The sequence below is a fragment of the Paraburkholderia phymatum genome (genome assembly GCF_040965635.1).
Taxonomy (GTDB): Bacteria; Pseudomonadota; Gammaproteobacteria; order Burkholderiales; family Burkholderiaceae; genus Paraburkholderia; species Paraburkholderia phymatum_B.
Window position 1 is genome coordinate 163,610 of the sequence record NZ_JBFRCH010000005.1, and the last position, 23,604, is coordinate 187,213.

Consider the following 23,604-nt stretch of genomic DNA (forward strand, 5'->3'; position numbering starts at 1 on the left):
GACCTATATGAAGCCGATCTGGATAGTAGACGACGACCAATCGATCCGCTGGGTGCTCGAGAAAGCACTCGCACGCGAGAACTTCGCGACGCGCAGCTTCGCCAACGTCCGCGAAGCCGCGGGCGCGCTGGAACACGATAGCCCGCAAGTGCTCGTCTCCGATATCAGGATGCCAGGCGGCTCCGGGCTCGAACTGCTGCAGACCGTGCGCGACCGCGTGCCGGGGCTACCCGTCATCATCATGACGGCGTTCTCGGATCTCGACAGCGCCGTCGCGGCATTCCAGGGCGGCGCATTCGAATACCTCGCGAAACCGTTCGATATCGACAAGGCCGTCGAACTGATTCGCCGGGCCGTCGACGAAAGCGTGCGCGGCGAGCATACATGGGACGACCGCGTGGCCGAAGCGCCGGAGATGCTCGGCCAGGCGCCCGCGATGCAGGACATGTTCCGCGCGATCGGCCGGCTGTCGCATTCGGCGGCGACCGTGCTCATTACGGGCGAATCAGGCACCGGTAAGGAACTCGTCGCGCGCGCCTTGCACCGACATAGCCCACGCGCGAACGGTCCGTTCATCGCGCTCAACACGGCAGCGATTCCGAAAGATCTGCTGGAATCCGAACTGTTTGGCCATGAGCGCGGCGCGTTCACGGGCGCGCAGGCGATGCGCCAGGGCCGGTTTGAACAGGCTGAGAACGGCACGCTGTTTCTCGATGAAATCGGCGATATGCCCTTCGATTTGCAGACGCGTCTGTTGCGCGTGCTGTCCGATGGGCAGTTCTATCGCGTCGGCGGACACAACCCGCTGCGCGCGAACGTGCGCGTGATCGCCGCGACACATCAGAATCTCGAATCGCGCGTGCGTCAGGGCCTGTTTCGCGAGGACCTGTATCACCGGCTGAATGTGATCCGCTTGCGTCTTCCCGCTTTGCGCGAGCGCAGCGAAGACATTCCTCTACTGACGCGCCACTTCCTGCAGAAAAGCGCGCGCGATCTCGGCGTCGAGCCGAAGCGCGTATCGGATGAGGCGTTGGCGTATCTCACGTCGTTGCCGTTTCCGGGCAACGTGCGCCAACTCGAAAACCTCGCGAACTGGCTGACGGTGATGGCGCCCGCGCAGACGATCGAGGTGAAGGACTTGCCGCCTGACCTCGTGTCGACGCAACAGGCCGGCGCGGAACTCGTGTCGCCCGGCAGGGCTGCATCGATCGATGCCGTGTCGGGCGGCGCGGGCGTTGCGAACGGCACGGCGTCGATGCTGGGCACGCCCGCCGTGCAGGGCGGCGTGGCGTTACCGTCGCCCGTCGCCGCGTGGGAGAGCGGACTGCGCACGGAAGTCGCGAAGCTCTTGCGCGAGAACGCCGCCGATGTGATGGACGAACTGTCGCGCCGTTTCGAGGCGGCCGTGATCCGCGAAGCGCTCGATTTCACGCGCGGACGCAAGGTGGAAGCGGCGGAGCGCCTCGGCATCGGACGCAATACGATCACGCGCAAGATTCAGGAGTTGAACCTCGAATCGTGAGCGCGGTGTTATCCATTGCGTTCAGGTGATGGAAACGAAAGCGGCTCGACAGCGCCACGCGCCATCGAGCCGCTTTTTTTATTCGCGATGCAGCTTGAAGTCCACTTCCTCGGGCCGCCCTTCGAGCGACAACTGCGCCCGCGCCGCGGGTGCGCGGCTCACCACTTTTCCTCGACTCACGACGGCGAGCCGCGCCGCGCGCAAGCGTATCGCTTCGACGGCGTCGCGCGCGTCGAGCACGACGAGATTCGCATCGCACCCCGGCTCGATGCCATAACGCTCGAGCCCGAGGATACGCGCCGCGTTTGCCGTGACGGCGTCAAAGCAGGCATGCATTGCGTCGATGCCCGTCATCTGCGCGACGTGCAGGCCCATATGCGCGACTTCGAGCATGTCGCCGGAACCGAGGCTGTACCACGGGTCCATCACGCAATCGTGACCGAACGCGACGTCGATGCCCGCCGCCATCATCTCCGGCACGCGCGTCATGCCGCGCCGCTTCGGATACGAATCCGAACGCCCTTGCAGCGTGATGTTGATCAGCGGGTTTGCAATGGCCGCGACGCCTGCCTCGCGCATTAGCGGCAGCAGCTTGCTGACGTAGTAGTTGTCCATCGAATGCATCGACGTCAGATGCGAGCCCGTCACGCGCCCTTGCATGCCGAGACGGTGAGCCTGCGCGGCAAGCGTTTCGATATGACGCGACATCGGGTCGTCCGATTCGTCGCAGTGCATGTCGACGCGCAAGCCTTTCCCGGCAGCGAACTCGCATAGCAGACGCACTGACTCCGCACCGTCCGTCATCGTGCGCTCGAAATGCGGAATGCCGCCGACCACGTCGACGCCCATCGCGATCGCGCGCTTGAGGTTGTCGAACGCGCCCGCGCTGCGCAGCAGTCCGTCTTGCGGAAACGCGACCAGTTGCAGATCCATATAACGCGCGACGCGGCGCTTCACTTCGAGCAGCGCTTCGACGGCGAGCAGGCGCTCGTCGCACACATCGACGTGTGTGCGGATGGCCAGCAGCCCGCGCGCGACGGCCCAATCGCAATACTGCAACGCGCGTGCGACGAGCGCTTCCTGTGTCAGATGCGGCTTCAGTTCGCCCCATAGCGTAATGCCTTCGAGCAAGGTGCCCGACGCGTTGACGCGCGGCAAACCATACGAGAGCGTCGCGTCCATATGGAAGTGCGCATCGACGAACGGCGGCGTGACAAGGGAGCCGTTTGCGTCGATTTCTTCACGCGCGGTGGCGGAGAGCGTCGGCTCGACGGCGGCGATGCGGCCGGCCTCGATGCCGATGTCGACAGGGCCATTCGGTTGAGCCGCGCTGCGCGGCAATACGGCACGACGGATGATCAGGTCCATGGGCGGCTCCTTTGCATGACACCGATTCTATCGGCGGAACAAAGGCGTGTGGCGCTGATCCCGCATCGTCCCGACAGCATAGGACAAACGACATTGCTGTACCGGCTTGCAGCGCGCGATCCGTACCGCTCGGGCGCGCCGCCGCCGGCCTATACTCGGCGGACGGCACACAACCAACATGAACGGGCACAAAGCGACATGAAGACGATAGGCGTGGTCGGCGGGATGAGCTGGGAATCGTCGGCCGAGTACTACCGGCTGATGAACCGTCACGCGAAGGCGCGCCTCGGCGGCCATCACAATGCACGCAGCCTGATGCTGACCGTCGATTTCGCGCCCGTCGAAGCGCATCAGCGCACGGGCGACTGGCAAGCGCTCGGCGTGCAGATGGCCGATGCGGCGCGGCAACTTGAGCGCGGCGGCGCCGATCTCGTGCTGCTCGCGACGAACACGATGCATCGCGTGTACGAAGCGATCGAAGCGGCGATCACCGTGCCTTTCCTGCACATCGCCGACCCGACGGGCGAAGCGCTGCGCGCGGCGGGTGTCGAGCGTGTCGGGCTGCTCGGCACGCGCTATACGATGGAGCAGACGTTCTATGCCGGACGTCTGCGCGAGCGTTTCGGGCTCGATACATTGGTCCCCGATGACGAAGGCCGTGCGAACGTGCACGGGATCATCTACGACGAGTTGTGCCATGGCGTGATCGAGCCGCATTCGCGCGCGATCTATCGGAGCGTGATCGACGACTTGAAAGCGCGCGGCGCGCAAGCCGTCATTCTCGGCTGCACGGAGATCACGCTGCTGATCAAACAGGAAGACTCCGCATTGCCCGTCTTCGATACGACGGCGCTGCATGCGCAAAGGGCCGTCGACTGGGCGATCGAAGCGGACCCAATGTGAGCCTGATACGCCATCGTCGCCGGCCTCTAGCAGAGGATGGTTAAAAAAATTCGCTCAAGTGTTTGACGCGTGCAGCAGGTGTCAGTACAATTCGCTTCCTCTGACGCGGGGTGGAGCAGTCTGGCAGCTCGTCGGGCTCATAACCCGAAGGTCACAGGTTCAAATCCTGTCCCCGCAACCAGTTTCATGGCATCGTGTCCTGCTCCACACGGCCTCAGCATCCGAAGCCCGCATCGCCGCAAGCGTTGCGGGTTTTTGCTTTTTTACTTGCGCACGTTGCCGCACTGAGCCGCGCCGCATGATCGCGGTAAGATTCCATCCAGCACCCGAGAGAACGAGAACGAGCGATGAAATTAGCCACGTGGAACGTGAACTCCCTGAAGGTTCGTCAGCAGCATGTGATCGACTGGCTCGAACTCAGCCAGACCGACGTGCTGTGTCTTCAGGAACTGAAGCTGCCCGACGAAAAATTTCCGCGCGCCGAACTCGAAGCAAAGGGCTATCGCAGCTGGTTCGCGGGACAGAAGACTTATAACGGCGTCGGCATTCTCGTGCGCGACGGCGTGAGCGTCGATGAAAGCAACATCGTGCGCAATATTCCCGGCTTCGACGACCCGCAGCAGCGCGTGATCGCCGCGACCATCGATGGCGTGCGCGTGATCTCCGCTTACTTCCCGAACGGCCAGGCGCCCGGCACCGACAAGTTCGCGTACAAGCTGCGCTGGCTCGATGCGCTACACGACTGGATCGCGCGCGAACTTGCGCAATATCCGAAGCTCGCGCTGCTCGGCGACTACAACATCGCGCCCGAAGATCGCGATGTGCATGATCCGAAGGCGTGGGAAGGGCAGAACCTCGTGTCGCCGGAAGAGCGCGCGCGGTTCCAGCGTCTCATCGAACTTGGCCTTGTCGATTCGTTCCGGCTCTTCGAGCAGCCCGAGAAAACCTTCACGTGGTGGGACTACCGGATGCTCGCGTTCCGCCGCAATGCGGGCCTGCGCATCGACCACATTCTGCTGTCGAAGCCGCTCGCGGCGAGCTGCACGCATTGCGACGTCGACAAGACGCCGCGCAAGTGGGATCAGCCTTCGGACCACGCGCCCGTCATCGCGTTGACGGAGTAAGCGCCCACGCCAATGAAAAAAGCGGGTTCGGTGATTATCCCGAACCCGCCTTGCAGCAGAACGCGCAAGCCCCCACGTTGAGGCGCTACGCGCGAACGCGCCAGCTGCGCGTCCGTGCCCGCAGCAACATCAATGCGCCGTCCCAGGCACCGCGCCGGGCGCCATGCCGTTGTGACGCAGCAGCGCGTCGATATTCGGCTCGCGGCCGCGGAACGCCTTGAACGATTCCATCGCGGGACGACTGCCGCCCACCTCGAGAATCTCCTTGCGATACCGCGTGCCTGTCGCCGCGTCGAGCACGCTGCCGGTGCCCGATTGCGCCGCTTCTTCGAATGCCGCATACGCATCGGCGGAGAGCACTTCAGCCCACTTGTAGCTGTAGTAGCCCGCCGCGTAGCCGCCAGCGAAGATATGGCTGAACGTATTCGGCCAGCGCGAGAACGCAGCCTGCGGAATCACATGGAAGCGCTCGTTGATTTCGCGTGCGAGATCGTTCGCGCTCTTCGCAGCGGACGTATCGAAGTCGACGTGCAGCTTCATGTCGAACATCGAGAATACGATCTGGCGCAGCGTGCCCAGGCCGCTCTGGAAGTTCTTCGCGGCGAGCATCTTGTCGAACAGCTCGCGCGGCAGCGGCTTCGCGGTATCGACGTGCGAAGTCATGTCGCTCAGCACGTCCCACTCCCAGCAGAAGTTTTCCATGAACTGCGACGGCAGCTCGACGGCGTCCCATTCGACACCGTTGATGCCCGACACGCCCAGTTCGTCGACGCGCGTCAGCATGTGATGCAGCCCGTGCCCGAACTCGTGGAAGAGGGTGATCACCTCGTCGTGCGTGAAGCACGCGGGCTTGCCGCCGACGGGCGCCGAGAAGTTGCACGTCAGATACGCGACAGGCGTTTGCACTGCGCCGTCGGCGGGCTTGCGGCGCGAGCGCGCATCGTCCATCCATGCGCCGCCGCGCTTGCCTTCGCGCGCGTACAGATCGAGATAGAACTGCGCGACGAGGCCGCCGTCCTGATTCTCGACGCGGAAGAAGCGCACGTCGGGATGCCAGGTCGCCGCCTGGTCGCGGCGGATCGTCACGCCGAAGAGCGTCTCCGTGACCTTGAACACGCCCTTGAGCACCGTGTCTTCCGGAAAGTATTGCTTCACTTCGTTTTCGGAAAACGAGTAGCGCTTCTGACGCAGACGCTCGGCGGCGAACGCGACATCCCACGGTTGCAATTCGCCGAGGCCCAGCTCGCTCGCGGCGAACTCGCGCAGTTCCTGCCAGTCGTGCTCGGCGTGCGGACGCGCGCGCGTCGCGAGGTCTTCGAGGAACGTCATCACCTGCTCGGGCGACTCGGCCATCTTCGGCGCGAGCGACACTTCGGCGAAATTTTTGTAGCCGAGCATATGCGCCTCTTCTTCGCGCAGCTTCAGGCTTTCGGCGATGTTCGCGGTGTTGTCCCAGTCGGCGTTGCCCTTGCCGTATTGCGGCCCGAGCTCCGATGCGCGCGTAACGTAGGCGCGGTACATCGTCTCGCGCATCGCCCGGTTTTCCGAGTACTGCATCACCGGGAAGTACGACGGGAAATGCAGCGTGAACTTCCAGCCGCTCTTGCCGTCGCGCTCGGCCGCTTCGCGGGCGGCTGCGATCACGTCTTCGGGCAGCCCGGCCAGCTCGTCCTGGCTTTCGGCGACATACGCGTAGGCATTGGTCGCGTCGAGCACGTGATCCGAAAACGCCTTCGACAGCGCGGCCTGACGTTCCTGCAGTTCCGCGAAACGCGGCTTCTGGTCTTCGGGCAGTTCGGCGCCCGACAGTCGGAAGTCACGCAGCGCGTTGTTCAGGATCTTCTTGCGCTCGCCCGTCAGCGATTCGAAATCGCTGGCGGCAGCAATTGCCTTGTACTTCTCGTAGAGCGCGAGATTCTGTCCGACGCTTGACCAGAACTCGGTGACGCGCGGCAGGTTCTCGCCATAGACGGCGCGCAGCTCGGGCGTATCGGCGACGGCGTTCAGATGGCCGATCACGCCCCATGCGCGCGACAGCGGTTCCGTCGCGCGTTCGACGGGCTCGACGATGTCGGCCCACGACGCGGGCGTCGACGGCTCGCTCGCGCGATTGACGGCGGCGTTCGCATCCGCGAGCAGCACGTCGAGGGCGGGCGTTACGTGTTCGGGGCGGATCTCGCCAAAGCGCGGCAGATCGGAGAAATCGAGGAGCGGATTGCCGGATGTCGATTGGGATGTGGACATGTTGCTTCCTGTCTGACGCGTTGAGTGGAGGCCCGGATGACGGTCAGCCGGGCACGAAACGGAGCGGCGCACATGGCACGGCCCGCGCGCATGCGGGCCGTCGATTGGCGTCCTGTGGAGCATATTGGGGCGCCATTCGCCATTTCCAGCCGGGATCGATCGGTTGCAGCACAAATTATCAGAACTGCCGCCCGCGCGCAGAAGCTGCGGGCTCACGCATATTTGTACCAGAACGGGAAAGCAGGCAAGCGAACGGGTCGCAACAGGAATTCTCGCGGATCGTTGAACGGTCGGCGCGTGGGTTTTGCGTGGGTCTTGCGTGCGCTTCGCGCGCACCTGTCGTTCGCGCGGATTGCGCATCCTTCAATTGCCGCTCGCCGTGGCGTGGCGGCCGCTTCGCAGCAGGTAGCTTCCCGATGACTCCGCATTCGAGCACTCTCTCACGCGCCCTCGCTCGCGATGCCAACGATTTCGATCTCGTGCGACTGGTCGCTGCGTGCGCCGTCGTTTATAGCCATGCCCACGTGATCGAGACGACGGACGCGACCGACGGCATCGCGGCCGCGTTGGGTTCGATGGCGCGGGCAGTCTCGGCGTGTACGCGTTCTTTCTGCTGAGCGGAATGCTGGTCAGCGCGAGCTTTGACCGTCCGCCGGCCGCCTTTCTGATGATGCGCTGATCCGCTGACGGCACGCGCGCGGCGCGAACGGCTATGGCAATCCGCGCGATCCGACGAAGCGGGCAGTGGTCCCGACGACCGTTCAGGCCTTGCCCGCCGCGCGCTCGGCGGCTTCGATCGTATTGACGAGCAGCATCGTGATCGTCATCGGGCCGACGCCGCCCGGCACGGGCGTGATATGGCCGGCCACTTCCTTCACGTTCGCGAAGTCGACGTCGCCGCACAGCTTGCCGAGATCGTCGCGATTCATGCCGACGTCGATCACGGTTGCACCCGGCTTCACCATGTCGGCCGTCAGCGTGTTGCGCAGACCCGTCGCGACCACGACGATATCGGCATTGCGGGTGTACGCGGCGATATCGCGCGTCTTGCTGTGGCAGACCGTCACCGTCGCGTTCGCCTGAAGCAGCAGCAGCGACATCGGCTTGCCGACGATGTTCGAGCGGCCGATCACGACGGCGTTCGCGCTCTTCAGCTCGATGCCGTGCGCTTCGAACATCTTCATCACGCCATACGGCGTGCACGGGCGAAAGAGCGGCTTGCCCGTCATCAGCGCGCCCGCGTTCGCGACGTGAAAGCCGTCGACGTCCTTCTCGGGCGCGATCGCTTCGATCACCTTGTGGCTGTCGATATGCGCGGGCAGCGGCAGCTGCACGAGGATGCCGTCAATCTTCGGATCGCGGTTGAGCTCGTCGATGCGCGCGAGCAGTTCCGCTTCCGTCATGCTGGCGGGATAGCGGTCGTACGACGAGAAGAGTCCGTTGTCCTCGCAGGCCTTCACCTTGTTGCGGACGTAGACCTCGCTGGCGGGATTGTCGCCGACGAGCACGACGGCAAGACCGGGCTGATGTCCGCGGGCGGTGAGGGCGGCGGCGCGCGTGGCGACGTCGGCGCGCAAGGTCTTGGAAAGGGCGATGCCGTCGATCAGTTTGGCTGTCATGGTCGGTCGAGATACGGTGTTCGGAATGCGGGCGGGGCGGGCAGGCGCGGGGCGTTTGATCATGTTGCCGCGCATGCAGTGCGTGCTGCGCGCGGGTTCGTGACGTGCGCTCTCGCGCGGCCGTCGCGAATCGCACGGATGGCGCTCGGAGGCAGGTACGGGTCGCGTGCCGAAAAGCGCACGGCGCGAAAACCGCGCCGCAGCGAAGTTCGACATTATACCGTCGGGGATGGGATCGGTTGGCTTCGCGGATCATCGCACTGGCCGCCGCCGAGGCAAGCGGCCAGTGCGACGCGTGGTCATCGCGAAGATTGCAACGCGCGTCCGGGGTACGCTCGCGCGTTCAGGGCTGCGTCGCCGTCCACGACGAATCGGGATTGAACGACGTGATCGCGCTCGCCGCGTGTGACGTCTGCGCGCCGAGATTCTTCTGGTAGACCTGACCGTTCTGGTTGACGATGAAACTCATCACGCCCGTCTTGCCGTATTCCGCCGGCCACGCGACGAGGCCGAAGCCTTTCGACAGCGCGCCGTCCTGCACGTAGTTCTGTGCGCCGCCCTCGGCGTTCGCGCCCTGCGACGTGAGGATGCGGTAGTGATAGCCGTTGTACGCCTCGCCCGGCGCGACCTGATGCGGCATCGTCGCGGCAAGCGGCCCAAGCGGGCTTTCGGGCTCGCCAGGCGCCGTGGGCCAGTAGAGTCCGTCGCGCTGGCCGGGCGAGCTGATGAACTTTTGCGCGTAGCGCTGCATCTGGCTTCGATAGTCGTTTTGCGCATCGACGTATGCGAGCGACGTGAGAATCGCCGCGCGCTCGTTGCGGCCGATGCGGCGCGTGAGCATTTCGTCGGTGGCGGCGGGCGTGTCGAATTGCCAGCCGCGCGCATTCTGCACGATCGGAATCGGCAGCGTCCATCCGTCCGTGCCGACGGCCAGATGCACGCTCTTGCGGCCGTGGCGCGGCGCCGGATCGTCGACGATCTGATGGCCATTCGCCCATTGCCCGAGGAACGCATAGATGTCGTCCTCGCCGATGTTGGTGGTCGGGATGTAGCGGCCGTAGTTCTTGCCGAGCACTTTCTCCATCGCCGGATGGTCGTTCGTTGCGAGGGCGTCGGCAAATGCGCTGGCGGCGGCGTCGGGCGTCGGATAGACGGCCTGTGCAGCGGCGGGTTGCGCGGCGGCGAACATCGTCACCGTGACGACGGCCGCGAGCGCATTCGATGCGCGCGCAACCGGCAAGACGGCTGAATCGGGTGGAACCTGTGAAAGGGCAGCGCGCGACGCAGTCTGACGCGCGCGAAGCAGCGCGCGCAGTGCGCGGCAGGTCGAAATGCGGATCATGTGTGCCTCCTGTCGATCGTTCGTGATCGCTAGCGACGTGTTGCGATTGCTCGTGACGGTTCGTGATCATTCGCTCAGCGGCGATGGAACTGGCGTCCACCGCCACCGCCCGCGCCGCCGCCAAAGCCGCCACCGCCCCTGCTTCCGCCGCCTGCGCCGCCGCTGAAGCCGCCGCCTGCCTGTCCTGCGCCGCCGGCCCCGAGCCGGCCGCCTCCCGCCTCGCCGCCGCCGAACTGCTGACCGCCGCCGCCCGCGCCGACACGGTTGCTCGCGCCACCGTTGCTTGCGAGCGACTGACGGCTCGCCTGTCCGCGCTGTAAATCCTGCCGCGAGCCCGCGCTATCTCCCGCGCCGCGCAACGCGTTGTCGCGGTTCAGGTTCTGCGCGCTGTTGCGAATCTCGCCCGCGTTCGCGCCGCCCTGATGGATGTTCTGCACGCGCTGGCTCGCGTTGCCGCTCAGGTTCTGGCCGGTGCGGTTCTGCAGCGTCTGCTGCGCCTGCGCGCGCGATGCGTCGCGTCCGCGATATTGATCGCGTTGCGCAGCCAGATTGTTGTTGACGTTGGCATTGTTGCGATTGATGTTCGCGTTGTTGCGGTTGACATTCGCGTTGCGATTCCAGTTGGAGGTCGCGGTGTTCGAATTGATCCGGTTGTTGACGTTGACGTTGTTGTAACGATTGACGTTGATGTTGACGTCATGGTTGTTCCAGTTGAATCCGCCCCATAGCGAATTGACGACGGCCACGCCCGCACCGAATGCAAGCCCCGCCGCGAAGCCCGACGCGATCGCGTAACCGGGAGGAGGCGGCACATAGACGGGCGGATAGGCGGGATAAGGCCACGCGCCGTACACGACAGTCGGGTTGTACGTCGGCACATAGACCACTTGCGGATTGGCCGGCTGGATCTGGATCGTGTTCTGCTCGACGATCACCTTCTGCTGCTCAGTCGTCTTCAGATTGCCTGACGACTGCGCCTGCTTGCGCAGCCGCTGCACGGAGTCCATCACATCGTTCGGCTGCGCGAGAAACGCATTGCCGAGCTGCGTGACCCAGTCGGGCTTCGAGGCCATCGTCGCGAGCACTTGCGGGAATGCGACGAGCGATTGCACGCTCGGGTCCCACGGTTCCGATGCGACGGCTTTGACGGCATCGTCGCCCTTGTACTGCGAGTTCGACTTCGACCACGCGGCGGCCGCATCGACGTCCTGCGGAAAGGCTCCTTGCTGCGTTCTGAGCGCGGCGGGTGTCAGTGAATTCCGACATGCCGCGACGCGCGTTGTGGCAATGGAGCGATGGGGGAACGACGATGTAAATCGACTGATAATGGAAGTGACGTGCGCGCGCAAGCGCGATGTTGAACCGGCGATATGCGCGATGTCAGCGCTGTATGTCACGTGCATCGCAGCAGCGTTGATGGCGGAAACGGCGACAGAGCGAGGACGACGTATGAAAACGCGGTTCGGGTCGACGCCATCAGCACCTGCGCGAGCAGCGCATCCGGGTAGAGGGCGATGGGCGCCGTCAGCGAATCGAGTTGCTGGCTCGAGATTTTCGCGGGTGTCTGCGCGACGGCGTCAACGGGCGCGACGATGCCCGCGGCGAGCGGTATGCCCGCAAGCGCCGCACAAAGCAGCCATGTGCGGGGCCGGTAGCGTTCGTATCGATTCACGGTGAGAACCGTCGTGCGATCCGGTTTAGTCTGGATGACTAATGAAGGGCGTCATGCGCGAGCGACGGGAGCCGATGGAGGCGGAGCGCGAAGACGCGTGAAGCGGCGTAAAGAGGGGGCGCGACGAATCGACGAAGGACGCCGCGAAAGCAGCGCCGCGTGATGGTGTCAACGATGCTTCGGACGCCCGCGCAACACGCAAGAGAAACGGCGGGCGAGGGCTCCGGGCTGCGGGGCCGCCATCACGCGATGACGCCCGCATGGCGCGCCGGCGTTATTGCGCCTGCTGCGGCTTGTTAGACAACGCGAGACGCAGCAGGTCGGCCACCGTGTTCACGTTGAGCTTTTCCATGATGTTCGCGCGGTGCGCTTCGACCGTCTTGATGCTGATGCCGAGATCGTCGGCGATCTGCTTGTTCAGGCGGCCCGCGATGATGCGCTCGAGCACCTGATGCTCGCGCGCCGTGAGCTTGCCGAGGCGCTCGGCGGCGGCGCGCTGCTGCTGGACGCTGCTGCTTTCGCTGCGGGCCTTGTCGAGCATGCGCTCGACGAGCTTGCGCAGTTCGGCTTCGTCGAACGGCTTCTCGATGAAGTCCATCGCGCCCTTCTTCATCGTCGACACGGCCATCGGCACGTCGCCGTGACCCGTCACGAAGATGATGGGCAGCAGCGTGTTGTCGGCGATCAGGCGCTCCTGCAATTCGAGGCCGCTCATGCCCGACATCCGCACATCGAGAATCAGGCACGCGATCTGGCCAGGATGCTGATGCGGCTGCCATGCGTCGAGGAACTGCTCCGCGGCGGAGAAGCATTGAACGCGATAGCCGTTCGCCTCCAGCAGCCAGCGCAGCGAATCTCGCACCGCTTCGTCGTCGTCGACGACAAACACGGTTTCCTGTGTGGTAACTGGGGTGTTCATAGCTCTCCCGTAACGGTTTGTGGTGTCGGCGCCTCGGACCCGCCGTTGCTCGGGCCGTCAGGCTCTCCAATAGGCAGACTGCAATGGAAAGTGGCGCCCGTGATGTGGCCGTCGGATTCGACGTTGTTCACCACCCACAGGCGTCCGCGATGCGATTCGATGATCGAACGGCAAATGTTCAGCCCCATGCCCATGCCGTCGGACTTGGTGCTGTAAAACGGTTCGAAGAGACGCTCGGCCGTGGCTTCGTCGACGCCCGGACCCTGATCGACGACGCTGATGCACACGAAGCCGGAGTCGAGCCGTACGACGACGCGAATCACGGGATCGACGGCATCGGGCCGCGCGTCGTGCATCGCTTCGGCCGCGTTCTTCAGCAGGTTCACGAGCACCTGTTCGATCAGCACGGGATCGACATAGATGACGGGCAGGCGCGAGCGCATGTCCGTCACGATGCGGATGCGGCGCTTGCGCGCTTCGATCTCGGCGAGACCCACGGCGTCGGCGACGATGTCGGCGACGCGGGTAGCCTGTCGTTTCGGTTCGCTGCGTTTCACGAATTCGCGGATGCGCTTGATAATCATGCCGGCCCGAACCGCCTGCTGCGCAGTCTTTTCGAGGACTGGTAACAGGTTGTCGGGAGTTGTCCGACCAGATTTAACCAGCGCCACGGTTCCAGAGCAATAGTTATTGATGGCCGCGAGAGGCTGGTTCAGCTCGTGCGCGAGCGACGACGCCATCTCGCCCATGGTCATCAGGCGGCTCGTGAACTGCAGCTTTTCGTCCTGCTGGCGCGCGAGTTCCTGCGCCTGCTTGCGCGTCGTGATGTCGGTTGCGATCTGCATCTGCGCGAGATGGCCATCGACCCACTGGATGTACTGGCGGCGTACTTCGAACCATTTCTGGATGCCCTGGACGTAGACTTCCTGCGCGTCGGCGGTGCTTTCGGTGAGCGCGGCGGCGGGCAGGCCCGCGAATGCGTCGACCATGTCGATCGAGTCCGACGACGCAGCGGAGCTGTCGAAGCTGCCGCCGCCCGCGAGTTCGAGATGGCCGTCGGGGCGGATGCCGAACAGATGCCGGTAATAGCGGTTCGCGAACAGCAGTTCGGCTTCGTCGGCGGCGAGCACGGAGACAGCGGCATCGAGGCTTTCGAGCACCGTCGTGAAGCGTTCGTGCGCGGCGGCCAGTTCTTCGCGCGCGCGCTTCGGCTCCGTGATGTCCGTCATCGACGACATCCAGCCCGTTTGCCGTCCTGAACTGTCGATCAGCGGCGACACATACAGGCGCGCATGGAACAGCGAGCCGTCCTTGCGGCGCACGCGCAGCTCGAAACCGGAAGAGGGCGCCTTGCCGCGCAGCGTCATGTCGAGCTGCCGCTGCATCTCCGGGTACGAGTCGCGCGGCCAATACGGAAACGGCGCGTTCTTGCCGACGAGATCGCTTTCGTCCCAGCCCGTCATCCGGCAGAAAGCCGGGTTCACGTGCGTGATGCGGCCGTGCATGTCGAGCACGCGCATGCCGATCAGCACGGAGTTTTCCATCGCACGCCTGAAGAACGCCTCGGCGTACAGCGCCTGCTGCGCCTCGAAGCGCTGGCGCGTGTGCTTCCATAGGCTCCACAGACTCCACAGCACGAAGCACGACAGCCCCGCGACCAGCCACACGAGCGTGTTGTTCGTGAAGTTGGTCATCTGCGGATACGCGTAGACGCGCACCGACACGCCCTGGCCGGGCGGATCGAGCGGCAGGTCGTAGTATGCGTCGCGCGGCAGGCGCGGGCGCGTCGACGTCGTGGCCAGCTCGCGGTTGTTGACGTCGATGATCGAGATCTTGTACTTCGCCGACAGCTCGGGCGGGATGTCGCGCTTCAGTATCCCTTCGATCGAGAACACGGCCGCGATCGTGCCGAGGAAGTCGCGGTCGCGATAGACAGGGGTTTGCAACGTGATGTAGCCGTTGCCGACATCGTCGTACATCAGCGGCGAATAGACCTGGCGGCGCGTGTTGCGCGCTTCGGCGAAAGCGGCCTTGACGGCTTCGTCCATCTGCTGGTCATTGGGCTTCGCGAGGCGCTGGCCCAGGCCGGGCAGCGCGTTGTTCGGCCAGCGCGGCTGTTGCGCGCTCGTGTACCAGTTCATGTAGAGGATTTCGGGATGCCCCTGCATGATGTCGGCCGTCGACACCTGGAAAGAATGCGGGTCTGCGCGGCCGGAGACGAGATCGCGCGAAAGCGCCTGCAACTGCTCCTGCGCGCCCGTCATCGACAGCCGGATCTGCTGCTGCGCCCACGCGACATTGCGGTAAAGGGTGTCTTCCTGCTGCTGCTGTTCGCGCCGGTTCAGGCTCCACAAAATCAGGCTCATGACGACCAGGAAAACGAGGATCGACAGGAGCGGCGTCAGCAAATAGGAATTCGACCACCAGGGTCCGTGGTGCCAGCGAGAGGGCGACGAGTCCGCCGACGAACCGGCGGAACGCGCCGAGCGTGCGAAAAGCCGATCGGTCAACATGGCTCGCATTGTAGCGCAGCGGCTGACACGTAATTGCCGCAAAAAAGCGATGAAAGTCGCGCAATTCGGCGCAAACTAGCCGACGTACTCGCTGATGGGCAGTCAAACCAGGGTGCGCCGCAACAATTTTCCGCATTATGAGAAACGCTCTCGTAATCCGAAAATTTCCTTGCGCAGGCGTTGTGGGCCTTATTACAATCGGCCGGAAGCTGCCGCGGTCGAGGTTCGTCCGCGTCGCATGTTCACAGTGCGTTCCCCATATCCAGGAGACGAGCATGTCCGCTGTACCCGACGAAGTCATGAAGTACGTCGCCAACACCAAAGACGATGGCGACCCGCAAGAAACCGCCGAATGGCTCGAAGCGCTAGATGGCGTGATTTCTGCTGTCGGTCCCGACCGCGCTCACTACCTCATCGAGAAGCAGATCGAATTTGCCCGCGTGCATGGCGAGCATCTGCCGTTCTCCGCCAACACTCCGTACATCAACACGATCCCTGTCTCGAACCAGGCGAAGATTCCCGGCGACCAGGACGTCGAGCACCGCATCCGCTCGTACACGCGCTGGAACGCGATGGCGATGGTGCTGCGCGCCGGCAAGGAAACCAACGTCGGCGGCCACATCGCATCGTTCGCGTCGGCCGCGACGCTGTACGACGTCGGCTTCAACCACTTCTGGCACGCGCCGTCGCAAGATCACGGCGGCGACCTCGTGTTCGTCCAGGGCCACTCGTCGCCGGGCGTCTACTCGCGTGCGTTCCTGCTCGGCCGGTTGTCCGACAAGCAGCTCGACAACTTCCGCCAGGAAGTGGGCGGCGAGGGCATCTCGTCGTATCCGCACCCGTGGCTGATGCCCGATTTCTGGCAGTTCCCGACGGTGTCGATGGGACTCGGCCCGATCATGGCGATCTACCAGGCGCGCTTCATGAAGTACCTGCAGGCGCGCGGCATCGCGAAGACGGACGGCCGCAAGGTGTGGGCGTTCCTCGGCGACGGCGAAACGGATGAACCGGAATCGCTCGGCGCGATCGGCATGGCCGGCCGCGAGCGTCTCGACAACCTCGTGTTCGTCATCAACTGCAACCTGCAGCGCCTCGACGGTCCCGTGCGCGGCAACGGCAAGATCATCCAGGAACTGGAAAGCGAATTCCGCGGCGCAGGCTGGAACGTCATCAAGGTGATCTGGGGCAGCCGCTGGGATGCCCTCTTCGCGCGCGACAAATCGGGCGCGCTGATGCGCCGGATGATGGAAGTCGTCGACGGCGAATACCAGACGTACAAGTCGGAGTCGGGCGCGTTTGTTCGCGAGCACTTCTTCAACACGCCGGAGCTGAAGGCGCTCGTCGCCGACTGGTCCGACGACGACATCTGGAACCTGAACCGCGGCGGCCACGATCCGCACAAGATCTACGCGGCATTCCACGCCGCGACGCACAAGAAGGGCCAGCCGACCGTGATCCTCGCGAAGACGATCAAGGGCTACGGCATGGGCGAAGCCGGCCAGGCGATGAACATCACCCACCAGCAGAAGAAGATGCAGGTGGAGGCGCTCAAGCACTTCCGCGACCAGTTCCGTCTGCCCGTCTCGGACGACGAGATCGCGCACGTGCCGTACCTCACGTTCGAGGAAGGCTCGAAGGAACTCGAGTACATGCGCGCCCGTCGCCAGGAACTGGGCGGCTACCTGCCGGCGCGCCGCCAGAAGGCGGAATCGCTGCCCGTCCCGGCACTCGACGCATTCGAGCCGCTCCTGAAGGGCACGGGCGAAGGCCGCGAGATTTCGACGACGATGGCGTTCGTCCGCATCCTCAACATCCTGTTGAAGGACAAGGCGATCGGCAAGCGCGTCGTGCCCATCGTGCCGGACGAATCGCGCACGTTCGGCATGGAAGGGCTGTTCCGCCAGATCGGCATCTGGAATCAGGACGGCCAGAAGTACGTGCCGGAAGACTCCGACCAGCTGATGTTCTACAAGGAATCGGAAACCGGCCAGATCCTGCAGGAAGGCATCAACGAAGCGGGCGGCATGTCGGACTGGATCGCAGCGGCGACGTCGTACTCGACGCACGGCGAGATCATGATCCCGTTCTACATCTTCTACTCGATGTTCGGCTTCCAGCGCATCGGCGATCTGGCCTGGGCCGCGGGCGACATGCGTTCGCGCGGCTTCCTGCTGGGCGGCACGGCGGGCCGCACGACGCTCAACGGCGAAGGCCTGCAGCACGAAGACGGCCACTCGCTGCTGTGGGCGGCATCGGTGCCGAACTGCCTCAGCTATGACCCGACGTTCGGCTACGAACTCGCCGTCATCATGCAGGACGGTCTGCGCCGCATGGTGCAGGAGCAGGAAGACGTGTTCTATTACGTCACGGTGATGAACGAGAACTACGAGCACCCGGCGATCCCGCAGGGCGAGAGCGTGGCGAAGGACATCATCAAGGGCATGTACGCGTTCCGCAAGGGCGCGGACAACGCGAAGGCGCCGCGCGTGCAGCTGATGGGCGCGGGCACGATCTTCAACGAAGTGATCGCCGCCGCCGACCTGCTGAAGAACGACTGGGGCGTTGAGGCCGACCTGTGGAGCGTGCCGAGCTTCACGGAGCTCGCTCGCGAAGGCCACGAAGTGCAGCGTCAGAACCTGCTGAACCCGCTGGCTGAGAAGAAGCTGTCGCACGTCGAGAAGCTGTTGAAGGACGCGAAGGGCCCCGTCGTCGCCTCGACCGACTATGTCCGCGCGCTCGTCGAGCAGATCCGCGCATTCGTGCCGCAACGCTTCGTCGTGCTGGGCACGGACGGCTTCGGCCGTTCGGATACGCGCGAGAAGCTGCGTCACTTCTTCGAAGTCGACCGCTACTGGACCACGGTCGCTGCGCTGAACGCGCTGGCCGACGAGGGTGCGATCGAGCGCAAGGTCGTGGCCGACGCGCTGAAGAAGTACAACCTCGATCCGTCCAAACCCAACCCGATGACCGTCTAAGGCATCGCCCCCGCGAGCCCCTGACGCGCACCTCGTCGCCCGAAGCGGGCGGCCGAGGTGCGCGCGGCCCTGGAGACAGAAAACAATGAGCCAAGCGATCGAAGTCAAGGTACCGGACATCGGCGATTACAAGGACATTCCTGTAATCGAGGTGCTGGTGAAGGCGGGTGATACCGTCGAGAAAGAGCAATCGCTCGTCACGCTGGAATCCGACAAGGCGACGATGGATGTGCCGAGCCCGGCGTCGGGCACGGTGAAGGAAGTGAAGGTCAAGCTTGGCGATACGGTGTCGGAAGGCACGCTGATCGTGCTGCTCGACGGCGAAGGCGGCGCAGCCGCCGCGAAGCCCGCGCGAGGCAACGGAGCGGCCGCGCCCGCGCCTGCCTCAGCGCCTGCTCCGGCTCCCGCTGCAGCCCCGGCTCCCGCTCCCGCTGCTGCATCGAAGGCAGGCGGCGGCGTGCAGGAAATCAAGGTGCCGGATATCGGCGACTACAAGGACGTGCCCGTGATCGAAGTCGCCGTGAAGGTCGGCGATCGCGTCGAGAAGGAGCAGTCGCTCGTCACGCTCGAATCGGACAAGGCGACGATGGACGTGCCGAGCCCGGCGGCCGGCGTCGTCAAGGAAGTGAAGGTCAAGGTCGGCGATGCCGTTTCCGAAGGCACGCTGATCGTGTTGCTCGAAGCGGAGGGTGGAGCGGCTGCACCGGCTCCCGCACCCGCTGCCGCGAAGCGCGAAGAAGCGCCGTCCGACGCGCCCGTCGCGCCGTCGCCGGCTCCCGCTCAACCGTCCGCGCTCGCGCAGGCGCCCGTCATTCCGGCGGGCGAAGGCGGCGCGTATCGCGCGAGCCATGCGTCGCCGTCGGTGCGCAAGTTCGCGCGCGAACTGGGCGTCGACGTGTCGCGCGTGCAAGGCACGGGTCCGAAGGGACGCATTACGCAGGACGACGTCACCGCGTTCGTCAAGGGCGTGATGACGGGGCAGCGCGCGGCGCCTGCTGGGGCTGCCGCGCCGGCTGCCGCGGGTGGCGGCGAGCTCGGCCTGCTGCCGTGGCCGAAGATCGACTTCACGAAGTTCGGCCCGATCGATCCGAAGCCGCTGTCGCGCATCAAGAAGATTTCCGGCGCGAACCTGCATCGCAACTGGGTGATGATTCCGCATGTCACGAACAACGACGAAGCGGACATCACCGACCTCGAAGCGCTGCGCGTGCAGCTGAACAAGGAACACGAAAAGGCCGGCGTGAAGTTCACGATGCTCGCGTTCGTGATCAAGGCCGTCGTCGCGGCGCTCAAGAAGTTCCCGACGTTCAATGCGAGCCTCGATGGCGACAACCTCGTGTTCAAGCAGTACTACCACGTCGGGTTTGCCGCCGATACGCCGAACGGTCTCGTCGTGCCCGTGATCCGCGATGCGGACAAGAAGGGTCTCGTCGATATCGCGAAGGAAATGGCGGAGCTGTCGAAGCTCGCTCGCGAGGGCAAGCTCAAGCCCGATCAGATGCAAGGCGGCTGCTTCTCGATCTCGTCGCTCGGCGGGATCGGCGGCACGAACTTCACGCCGATCATCAATGCGCCCGAAGTCGCGATCCTCGGCCTGTCCCGCGGCGCGATGAAGCCGGTCTGGGACGGCAAGCAGTTCGTGCCGCGTCTGACGCTGCCGCTGTCGCTGTCGTATGACCATCGCGTGATCGACGGCGCGGAAGCCGCGCGCTTCAATGCGTATCTTGGGTCGATTCTTGCCGATTTCCGGCGTGTGATTCTTTGATTGTTGAGTGACGGCCGCCGCCTGAACGTCGCATCGATGCGTGCGTTCAGGCGTCTTCGCTGAACCCGCTTTGCCGTATCGCCTTTGCCGGTGGACGGCATCGGGGCTGCGCTTCGTGTCGCGGGTTCAGCGTTTTCGCGGCCTCTTTCAACACGGTCAATAAGAGAAGGGGACACTATGAGTCTCGTCGAAGTGAAGGTGCCGGACATCGGCGATTTCAAGGACGTCGATGTCATCGAAGTCAATATCAAGCCGGGTGACACGATCGAAAAAGAGCAGTCGCTGCTGACGCTCGAATCGGATAAGGCGTCGATGGAAGTGCCGAGCGACACCGCCGGCTCGGTCAAGGAAGTTCGCGTCAAGGCCGGCGACAAGGTCTCGCAGGGCACCGTCATCGCCCTCGTCGAAACGTCGGGTGAAGCCAAAGCCAGCAAGGAACCGGAGAAGGCCGCACCTGCGCCCGCGCCCGCTGCCGCATCGACGGCTGGCGGCGGCGTGCAGGAAATCAAGGTGCCGGATATCGGCGACTACAAGGATGTGCCCGTCATCGAAATCGCCGTAAAGGCCGGCGACCGCGTCGAGAAGGAGCAGTCGCTCATCACGCTTGAATCGGACAAGGCGACGATGGACGTGCCCAGCCCCGCGGCTGGCGTGGTCAAGGAAGTGAAGGTCAAGGTCGGCGATACCGTTTCCGAAGGCGCTGTGATCGTGCTGCTGGAAGGCGCGGGTGGCGCGGCTGCGGCCGCACCGAAGGCAGCGGCTCCTGCGCCGGCTCCCGCTGCCGCGCCTGCGCCGCAAGCGGGCAGCTATTCCGGCTCGGCCGACATCGAGTGCGACATGCTCGTGCTCGGCGCGGGCCCCGGCGGTTACTCGGCTGCGTTCCGCTCGGCCGACCTCGGCATGAAGACGGTGCTCGTCGAACGCTATCCGACGCTTGGCGGCGTGTGTCTGAACGTCGGCTGCATTCCGTCGAAGGCGCTGCTGCACACGGCGCTCGTCATGGACGAAGTGGACGAACTCGCCGCCCACGGCATCTCGTTCGGCAAGCCGCAGATCGATCTCGACAAGCTGCGCGACTTCAAGTCGGGCGTCGTCAAGAAGCTCACGGGCGGTCTCGCCGGCATGGCGAAGGCGCGCAAGGTCGAAGTCGTCACGGGCGTCGGCACGTTCGTCGATCCGCATCACATGGAAGTGCAGGGCGAGGGCGGCAAGAAGGTCGTCCGCTTCAAGCAGGCGATCATCGCGGCCGGCTCGCAAGCCGTGAAGCTGCCGTTCATTCCGGAAGATCCGCGCGTCGTCGATTCGACGGGCGCGCTCGAACTTCCTCAGATTCCGAAGCGCATGCTCGTGATCGGCGGCGGCATCATCGGGCTGGAAATGGCGACGGTTTATGCGACGCTCGGCGCGCAGATCGACGTCGTCGAAATGCTCGACGGCCTGATGCTGGGCGCGGACCGCGATCTCGTGAAGGTCTGGGAGAAGTTCAACAGCCAGCGCTTCACCAACGTGATGCTGAAGACGAAGACCACGGCCGCCGAAGCGAAGGCGGACGGCATCTATGTGTCGTTCGAAGGCGAGAAGGCGCCCGCCGAGCCGCAACGCTACGACCTCGTACTCGTCGCCGTGGGCCGCAGCCCGAACGGCAAGAATATCGGCGCGGACAAGGCAGGCGTGGCCGTGACGGATCGCGGCTTCATCGAAGTCGACAAGCAGCAGCGCACCAACGTGCCGCACATCTTCGCAATCGGCGACGTCATCGGCCAGCCGATGCTCGCGCACAAGGCCGTGCATGAAGGCCACGTCGCGGCGGAAGCGGCGCATGGCGAGAAAGCGTACTTCGATGCACTGCAGATTCCGTCGGTGGCCTATACCGATCCGGAAGTGGCGTGGGCGGGCAAGACGGAAGACCAGTGCAAGGCCGAAGGCATCAAGTATGGCAAGGCTGTGTTCCCGTGGGCCGCATCGGGCCGCGCGATCGCCAACGGTCGCGACGAAGGCTTCACGAAGCTGATCTTCGACGAGGAGACGCATCGCGTGATCGGCGGCGGCATCGTCGGCCTGAATGCGGGCGACCTGATCAGCGAAGTGTGCCTCGCGATCGAGATGGGTGCCGATGCAACGGATATCGGCAAGACGATCCATCCGCACCCGACGCTCGGCGAATCGATCGGCATGGCCGCCGAGCTGTATGAAGGCGTCTGTACGGATCTGCCGCCGCAGAAGAAGAAGTGAGCGGCGGCGGCGTGAGCTCGTCGCGCCGCTTTCGCGTTCAGTGCATGTGATAACGGCGCGTCCCTCGAAAGAGGGGCGCGCCGTTTTTTCATGGTGTCGCGATTGCAGCCGCCATGCGTTTGCGCCTTTGCACGAAATGCGCGGCAAGGAAGATGGCGAAGCGAACGCTCACCGAGCGGGAAAAAAAAATCCCGGCCTGAGCCGGGGAAACGATACGCTGTTTAACGTATCGGAGCGTCTGGCCGCCCGGTCGCCGAAGCGTTGACCGTGCGGCGCCATTCCGCTCCACCAGTCACTTCGACAGTGTCTCTGGCGGCTGCGCCTCGACGGATGATGGGGCATCCGTCAGGCGCGGGTGAGGCCCGATCCGTTGAAACCGTTTCGTTGATTCTTAGACAGCAGCCTTCTTGGCCGATGCTGCCGTACGCGAAGCCTGAGCAGCAGCTTGCGAAGCGGCCTTCGATGCAGCCGTTGCAGCCGCGTTGAAGTTGCTTTCAGCGATTTCGACAGCTTGCTTCGTTGCCTTTTGAACCGTTTCGTACGTCGTGTTAGCGGCCGTGATGGCCGACTTGATCACGGCGACGGCCGTTTCCGAACCAGCAGGTGCGTTCTTCGCGACGTTCTCGACGAGCGCTTGCACCTTCTTGTTCTGCTCTTCGTATTGAGCTTCAGCGACGCGTGCGAATTCAGCTTGCGTAGCCGATGCGATTTCGTACAGGTGACGGCCATACGACAGAACCTTCTCTGCCACGGGCTGCGTCAGGCCCGCTTGCAGCGCGAGCAGTTCTTGCGCGTCTTTCACCGACAGCGCGCGTTGTGCGTTTTCCTGGCTTTCCGCGATTGTCGACTTGACGACTTGAAGATTCAGCTCGACCAGCTTTTCGACGCCTTCGAATGCCTTCGAGGTCAAGCCGAACAGGGTTTCGAGGTTGGCCTTCTGCGCTGCGGCGAATTGCTCAGGGGTCAGCAGAGTCATGTTTACGCTCCTGGATTACCGGCCCGTCTATTGCGGACCGAGTTGGGTTAACTGCAGATCGTGATGGGTTCGCTGTTCCGCAGTGCGTTGTGCGTCGCAGCAACGGTTCCCATTTTAGGACGGCTCTGATGGAAGTCAAGAATTATTTGGTGCAACGCACAACGCATAGAAATTGCCGTTAAAACAGCAGGTTATGTAGCGTTTATGACATTGTGGTGAAGCGTCCGCACACTAGGGTTTGCACTGATGTGGTGCCGCAAAATACGCGCTCTCCCAAGCCGCGAAAGGCGGTGACGCACCAGCGGCGCGTTTTCGGTCAAAAAGGTAAAATTCTCAAGTAAACCGAAAACCGTAGCGGAACGTTAAAACTCCATTCCGGTCGAATGCGCGATGTGCTGTTTCCAGTAGTCGCTTAAAAGTCGGGCGGCTT

Annotated in this window: 14 protein-coding genes, 1 tRNA gene and 3 pseudogenes; 9 read left to right on the forward strand and 9 right to left on the reverse strand. The window is 64.1% G+C overall.

The annotated features are described in order from the left end of the window. The first annotated feature begins 7 nt into the window (after positions 1–7). Complete coding sequence (gene ntrC / locus AB4Y32_RS12455) at positions 8–1,522, forward strand: nitrogen regulation protein NR(I) (protein ID WP_368721638.1); 1,515 nt, start codon at positions 8–10, stop codon at positions 1,520–1,522. Between the two features lie 78 nt (positions 1,523–1,600). Here the strand turns inward: ntrC and AB4Y32_RS12460 are convergent, their stop codons facing one another. After that, positions 1,601–2,890 (reverse strand): amidohydrolase family protein, encoded by a 1,290-nt coding sequence (locus AB4Y32_RS12460; protein ID WP_368721639.1) that lies wholly within the window; start codon positions 2,888–2,890, stop codon positions 1,601–1,603. Between the two features lie 198 nt (positions 2,891–3,088). Here AB4Y32_RS12460 and AB4Y32_RS12465 point away from each other — a divergent pair, with 198 nt between their 5' ends. From AB4Y32_RS12465 to xth, 3 genes are all read left to right on the forward strand, one after another. Further along, positions 3,089–3,793, forward strand: coding sequence for an aspartate/glutamate racemase family protein (locus tag AB4Y32_RS12465; protein WP_368721640.1), 705 nt, complete (start codon positions 3,089–3,091; stop codon positions 3,791–3,793). Positions 3,794–3,897: 104 nt separating this feature from the next. Next, positions 3,898–3,974, forward strand: a tRNA-Met gene (locus AB4Y32_RS12470). 166 nt (positions 3,975–4,140) lie between these two features. Beyond that, positions 4,141–4,917 (forward strand): exodeoxyribonuclease III, encoded by a 777-nt coding sequence (gene xth / locus AB4Y32_RS12475; RefSeq protein WP_368721641.1) that lies wholly within the window; start codon positions 4,141–4,143, stop codon positions 4,915–4,917. 129 nt (positions 4,918–5,046) lie between these two features. Here the strand turns inward: xth and AB4Y32_RS12480 are convergent, their stop codons facing one another. After that, on the reverse strand, positions 5,047–7,161 hold the full coding sequence (locus AB4Y32_RS12480) for a M3 family metallopeptidase (protein WP_368721642.1): 2,115 nt from the start codon (positions 7,159–7,161) through the stop codon (positions 5,047–5,049). Positions 7,162–7,577: 416 nt separating this feature from the next. Here AB4Y32_RS12480 and AB4Y32_RS12485 point away from each other — a divergent pair. Beyond that, positions 7,578–7,810 (forward strand): annotated as a pseudogene (locus tag AB4Y32_RS12485) (acyltransferase family protein); the annotation flags it as partial. A gap of 112 nt (positions 7,811–7,922) precedes the next feature. Here AB4Y32_RS12485 and folD read toward each other — a convergent pair. The 6 genes and pseudogenes from folD to fixL all read right to left on the reverse strand — a co-directional run bounded on the left by folD (position 7,923) and on the right by fixL (position 15,226). Then, positions 7,923–8,780, reverse strand: coding sequence for a bifunctional methylenetetrahydrofolate dehydrogenase/methenyltetrahydrofolate cyclohydrolase FolD (folD, locus tag AB4Y32_RS12490; protein ID WP_368721643.1), 858 nt, complete (start codon positions 8,778–8,780; stop codon positions 7,923–7,925). 343 nt (positions 8,781–9,123) lie between these two features. Continuing rightward, entirely contained in the window at positions 9,124–10,122 is a 999-nt protein-coding gene (locus tag AB4Y32_RS12495; RefSeq protein WP_368721644.1) for a DUF2950 domain-containing protein, read from the reverse strand. A 74-nt stretch (positions 10,123–10,196) separates the two neighbouring features. Next, complete coding sequence (locus AB4Y32_RS12500; RefSeq protein WP_439899783.1) at positions 10,197–11,411, reverse strand: DUF3300 domain-containing protein; 1,215 nt, start codon at positions 11,409–11,411, stop codon at positions 10,197–10,199. Positions 11,412–11,587: 176 nt separating this feature from the next. Beyond that, positions 11,588–11,794: pseudogene (locus AB4Y32_RS12505) on the reverse strand (DUF3300 domain-containing protein); the annotation flags it as partial. A gap of 274 nt (positions 11,795–12,068) precedes the next feature. After that, positions 12,069–12,713: an oxygen response regulator transcription factor FixJ gene (fixJ, locus tag AB4Y32_RS12510; RefSeq protein ID WP_087735494.1), complete on the reverse strand. Its 645-nt coding sequence runs from the start codon at positions 12,711–12,713 to the stop codon at positions 12,069–12,071. Next, on the reverse strand, positions 12,710–15,226 hold the full coding sequence (fixL, locus tag AB4Y32_RS12515; protein ID WP_368721645.1) for an oxygen sensor histidine kinase FixL: 2,517 nt from the start codon (positions 15,224–15,226) through the stop codon (positions 12,710–12,712). The genes fixJ and fixL overlap by 4 nt, the downstream gene beginning before the upstream one ends. A 275-nt stretch (positions 15,227–15,501) precedes the next feature. Between fixL and aceE the strand changes: the two genes are divergently transcribed. The 4 genes and pseudogenes from aceE (at position 15,502) to lpdA (ending at position 22,198) form a co-directional block, all read left to right on the forward strand. After that, the gene (gene aceE, locus AB4Y32_RS12520) at positions 15,502–18,201 is read left to right on the forward strand and encodes a pyruvate dehydrogenase (acetyl-transferring), homodimeric type (protein WP_368721646.1); all 2,700 of its coding nucleotides are present in this window, start codon (positions 15,502–15,504) and stop codon (positions 18,199–18,201) included. Between the two features lie 85 nt (positions 18,202–18,286). Further along, entirely contained in the window at positions 18,287–19,966 is a 1,680-nt protein-coding gene (gene aceF, locus AB4Y32_RS12525) for a dihydrolipoyllysine-residue acetyltransferase (RefSeq protein ID WP_368721647.1), read from the forward strand. 177 nt (positions 19,967–20,143) lie between these two features. Continuing rightward, a pseudogene (locus AB4Y32_RS12530) lies at positions 20,144–20,305 on the forward strand (biotin/lipoyl-containing protein); the annotation flags it as partial. A gap of 156 nt (positions 20,306–20,461) precedes the next feature. Beyond that, a complete protein-coding gene (lpdA, locus tag AB4Y32_RS12535) occupies positions 20,462–22,198 on the forward strand; it encodes a dihydrolipoyl dehydrogenase (RefSeq protein ID WP_368721831.1) in 1,737 nt (578 codons plus the stop codon). Positions 22,199–22,589: 391 nt separating this feature from the next. Here the strand turns inward: lpdA and AB4Y32_RS12540 are convergent, their stop codons facing one another. Beyond that, positions 22,590–23,174, reverse strand: a complete 585-nt coding sequence (locus AB4Y32_RS12540; protein WP_368721648.1) for a phasin family protein — start codon at positions 23,172–23,174, stop codon at positions 22,590–22,592. Between the last annotated feature and the right edge of the window lie 430 nt (positions 23,175–23,604).

Coding starts and splice junctions, on each gene's coding strand:
- ntrC (WP_368721638.1), top strand. CDS start 8: ATGAAGCCGATCTGGATAGTAGACGACGACCAATCGATCCGCTGGGTG.
- AB4Y32_RS12460 (WP_368721639.1), bottom strand. CDS start 2,890: ATGGACCTGATCATCCGTCGTGCCGTATTGCCGCGCAGCGCGGCTCAA.
- AB4Y32_RS12465 (WP_368721640.1), top strand. CDS start 3,089: ATGAAGACGATAGGCGTGGTCGGCGGGATGAGCTGGGAATCGTCGGCC.
- xth (WP_368721641.1), top strand. CDS start 4,141: ATGAAATTAGCCACGTGGAACGTGAACTCCCTGAAGGTTCGTCAGCAG.
- AB4Y32_RS12480 (WP_368721642.1), bottom strand. CDS start 7,161: ATGTCCACATCCCAATCGACATCCGGCAATCCGCTCCTCGATTTCTCC.
- folD (WP_368721643.1), bottom strand. CDS start 8,780: ATGACAGCCAAACTGATCGACGGCATCGCCCTTTCCAAGACCTTGCGC.
- AB4Y32_RS12495 (WP_368721644.1), bottom strand. CDS start 10,122: ATGATCCGCATTTCGACCTGCCGCGCACTGCGCGCGCTGCTTCGCGCG.
- fixJ (WP_087735494.1), bottom strand. CDS start 12,713: ATGAACACCCCAGTTACCACACAGGAAACCGTGTTTGTCGTCGACGAC.
- fixL (WP_368721645.1), bottom strand. CDS start 15,226: ATGTTGACCGATCGGCTTTTCGCACGCTCGGCGCGTTCCGCCGGTTCG.
- aceE (WP_368721646.1), top strand. CDS start 15,502: ATGTCCGCTGTACCCGACGAAGTCATGAAGTACGTCGCCAACACCAAA.
- aceF (WP_368721647.1), top strand. CDS start 18,287: ATGAGCCAAGCGATCGAAGTCAAGGTACCGGACATCGGCGATTACAAG.
- AB4Y32_RS12540 (WP_368721648.1), bottom strand. CDS start 23,174: ATGACTCTGCTGACCCCTGAGCAATTCGCCGCAGCGCAGAAGGCCAAC.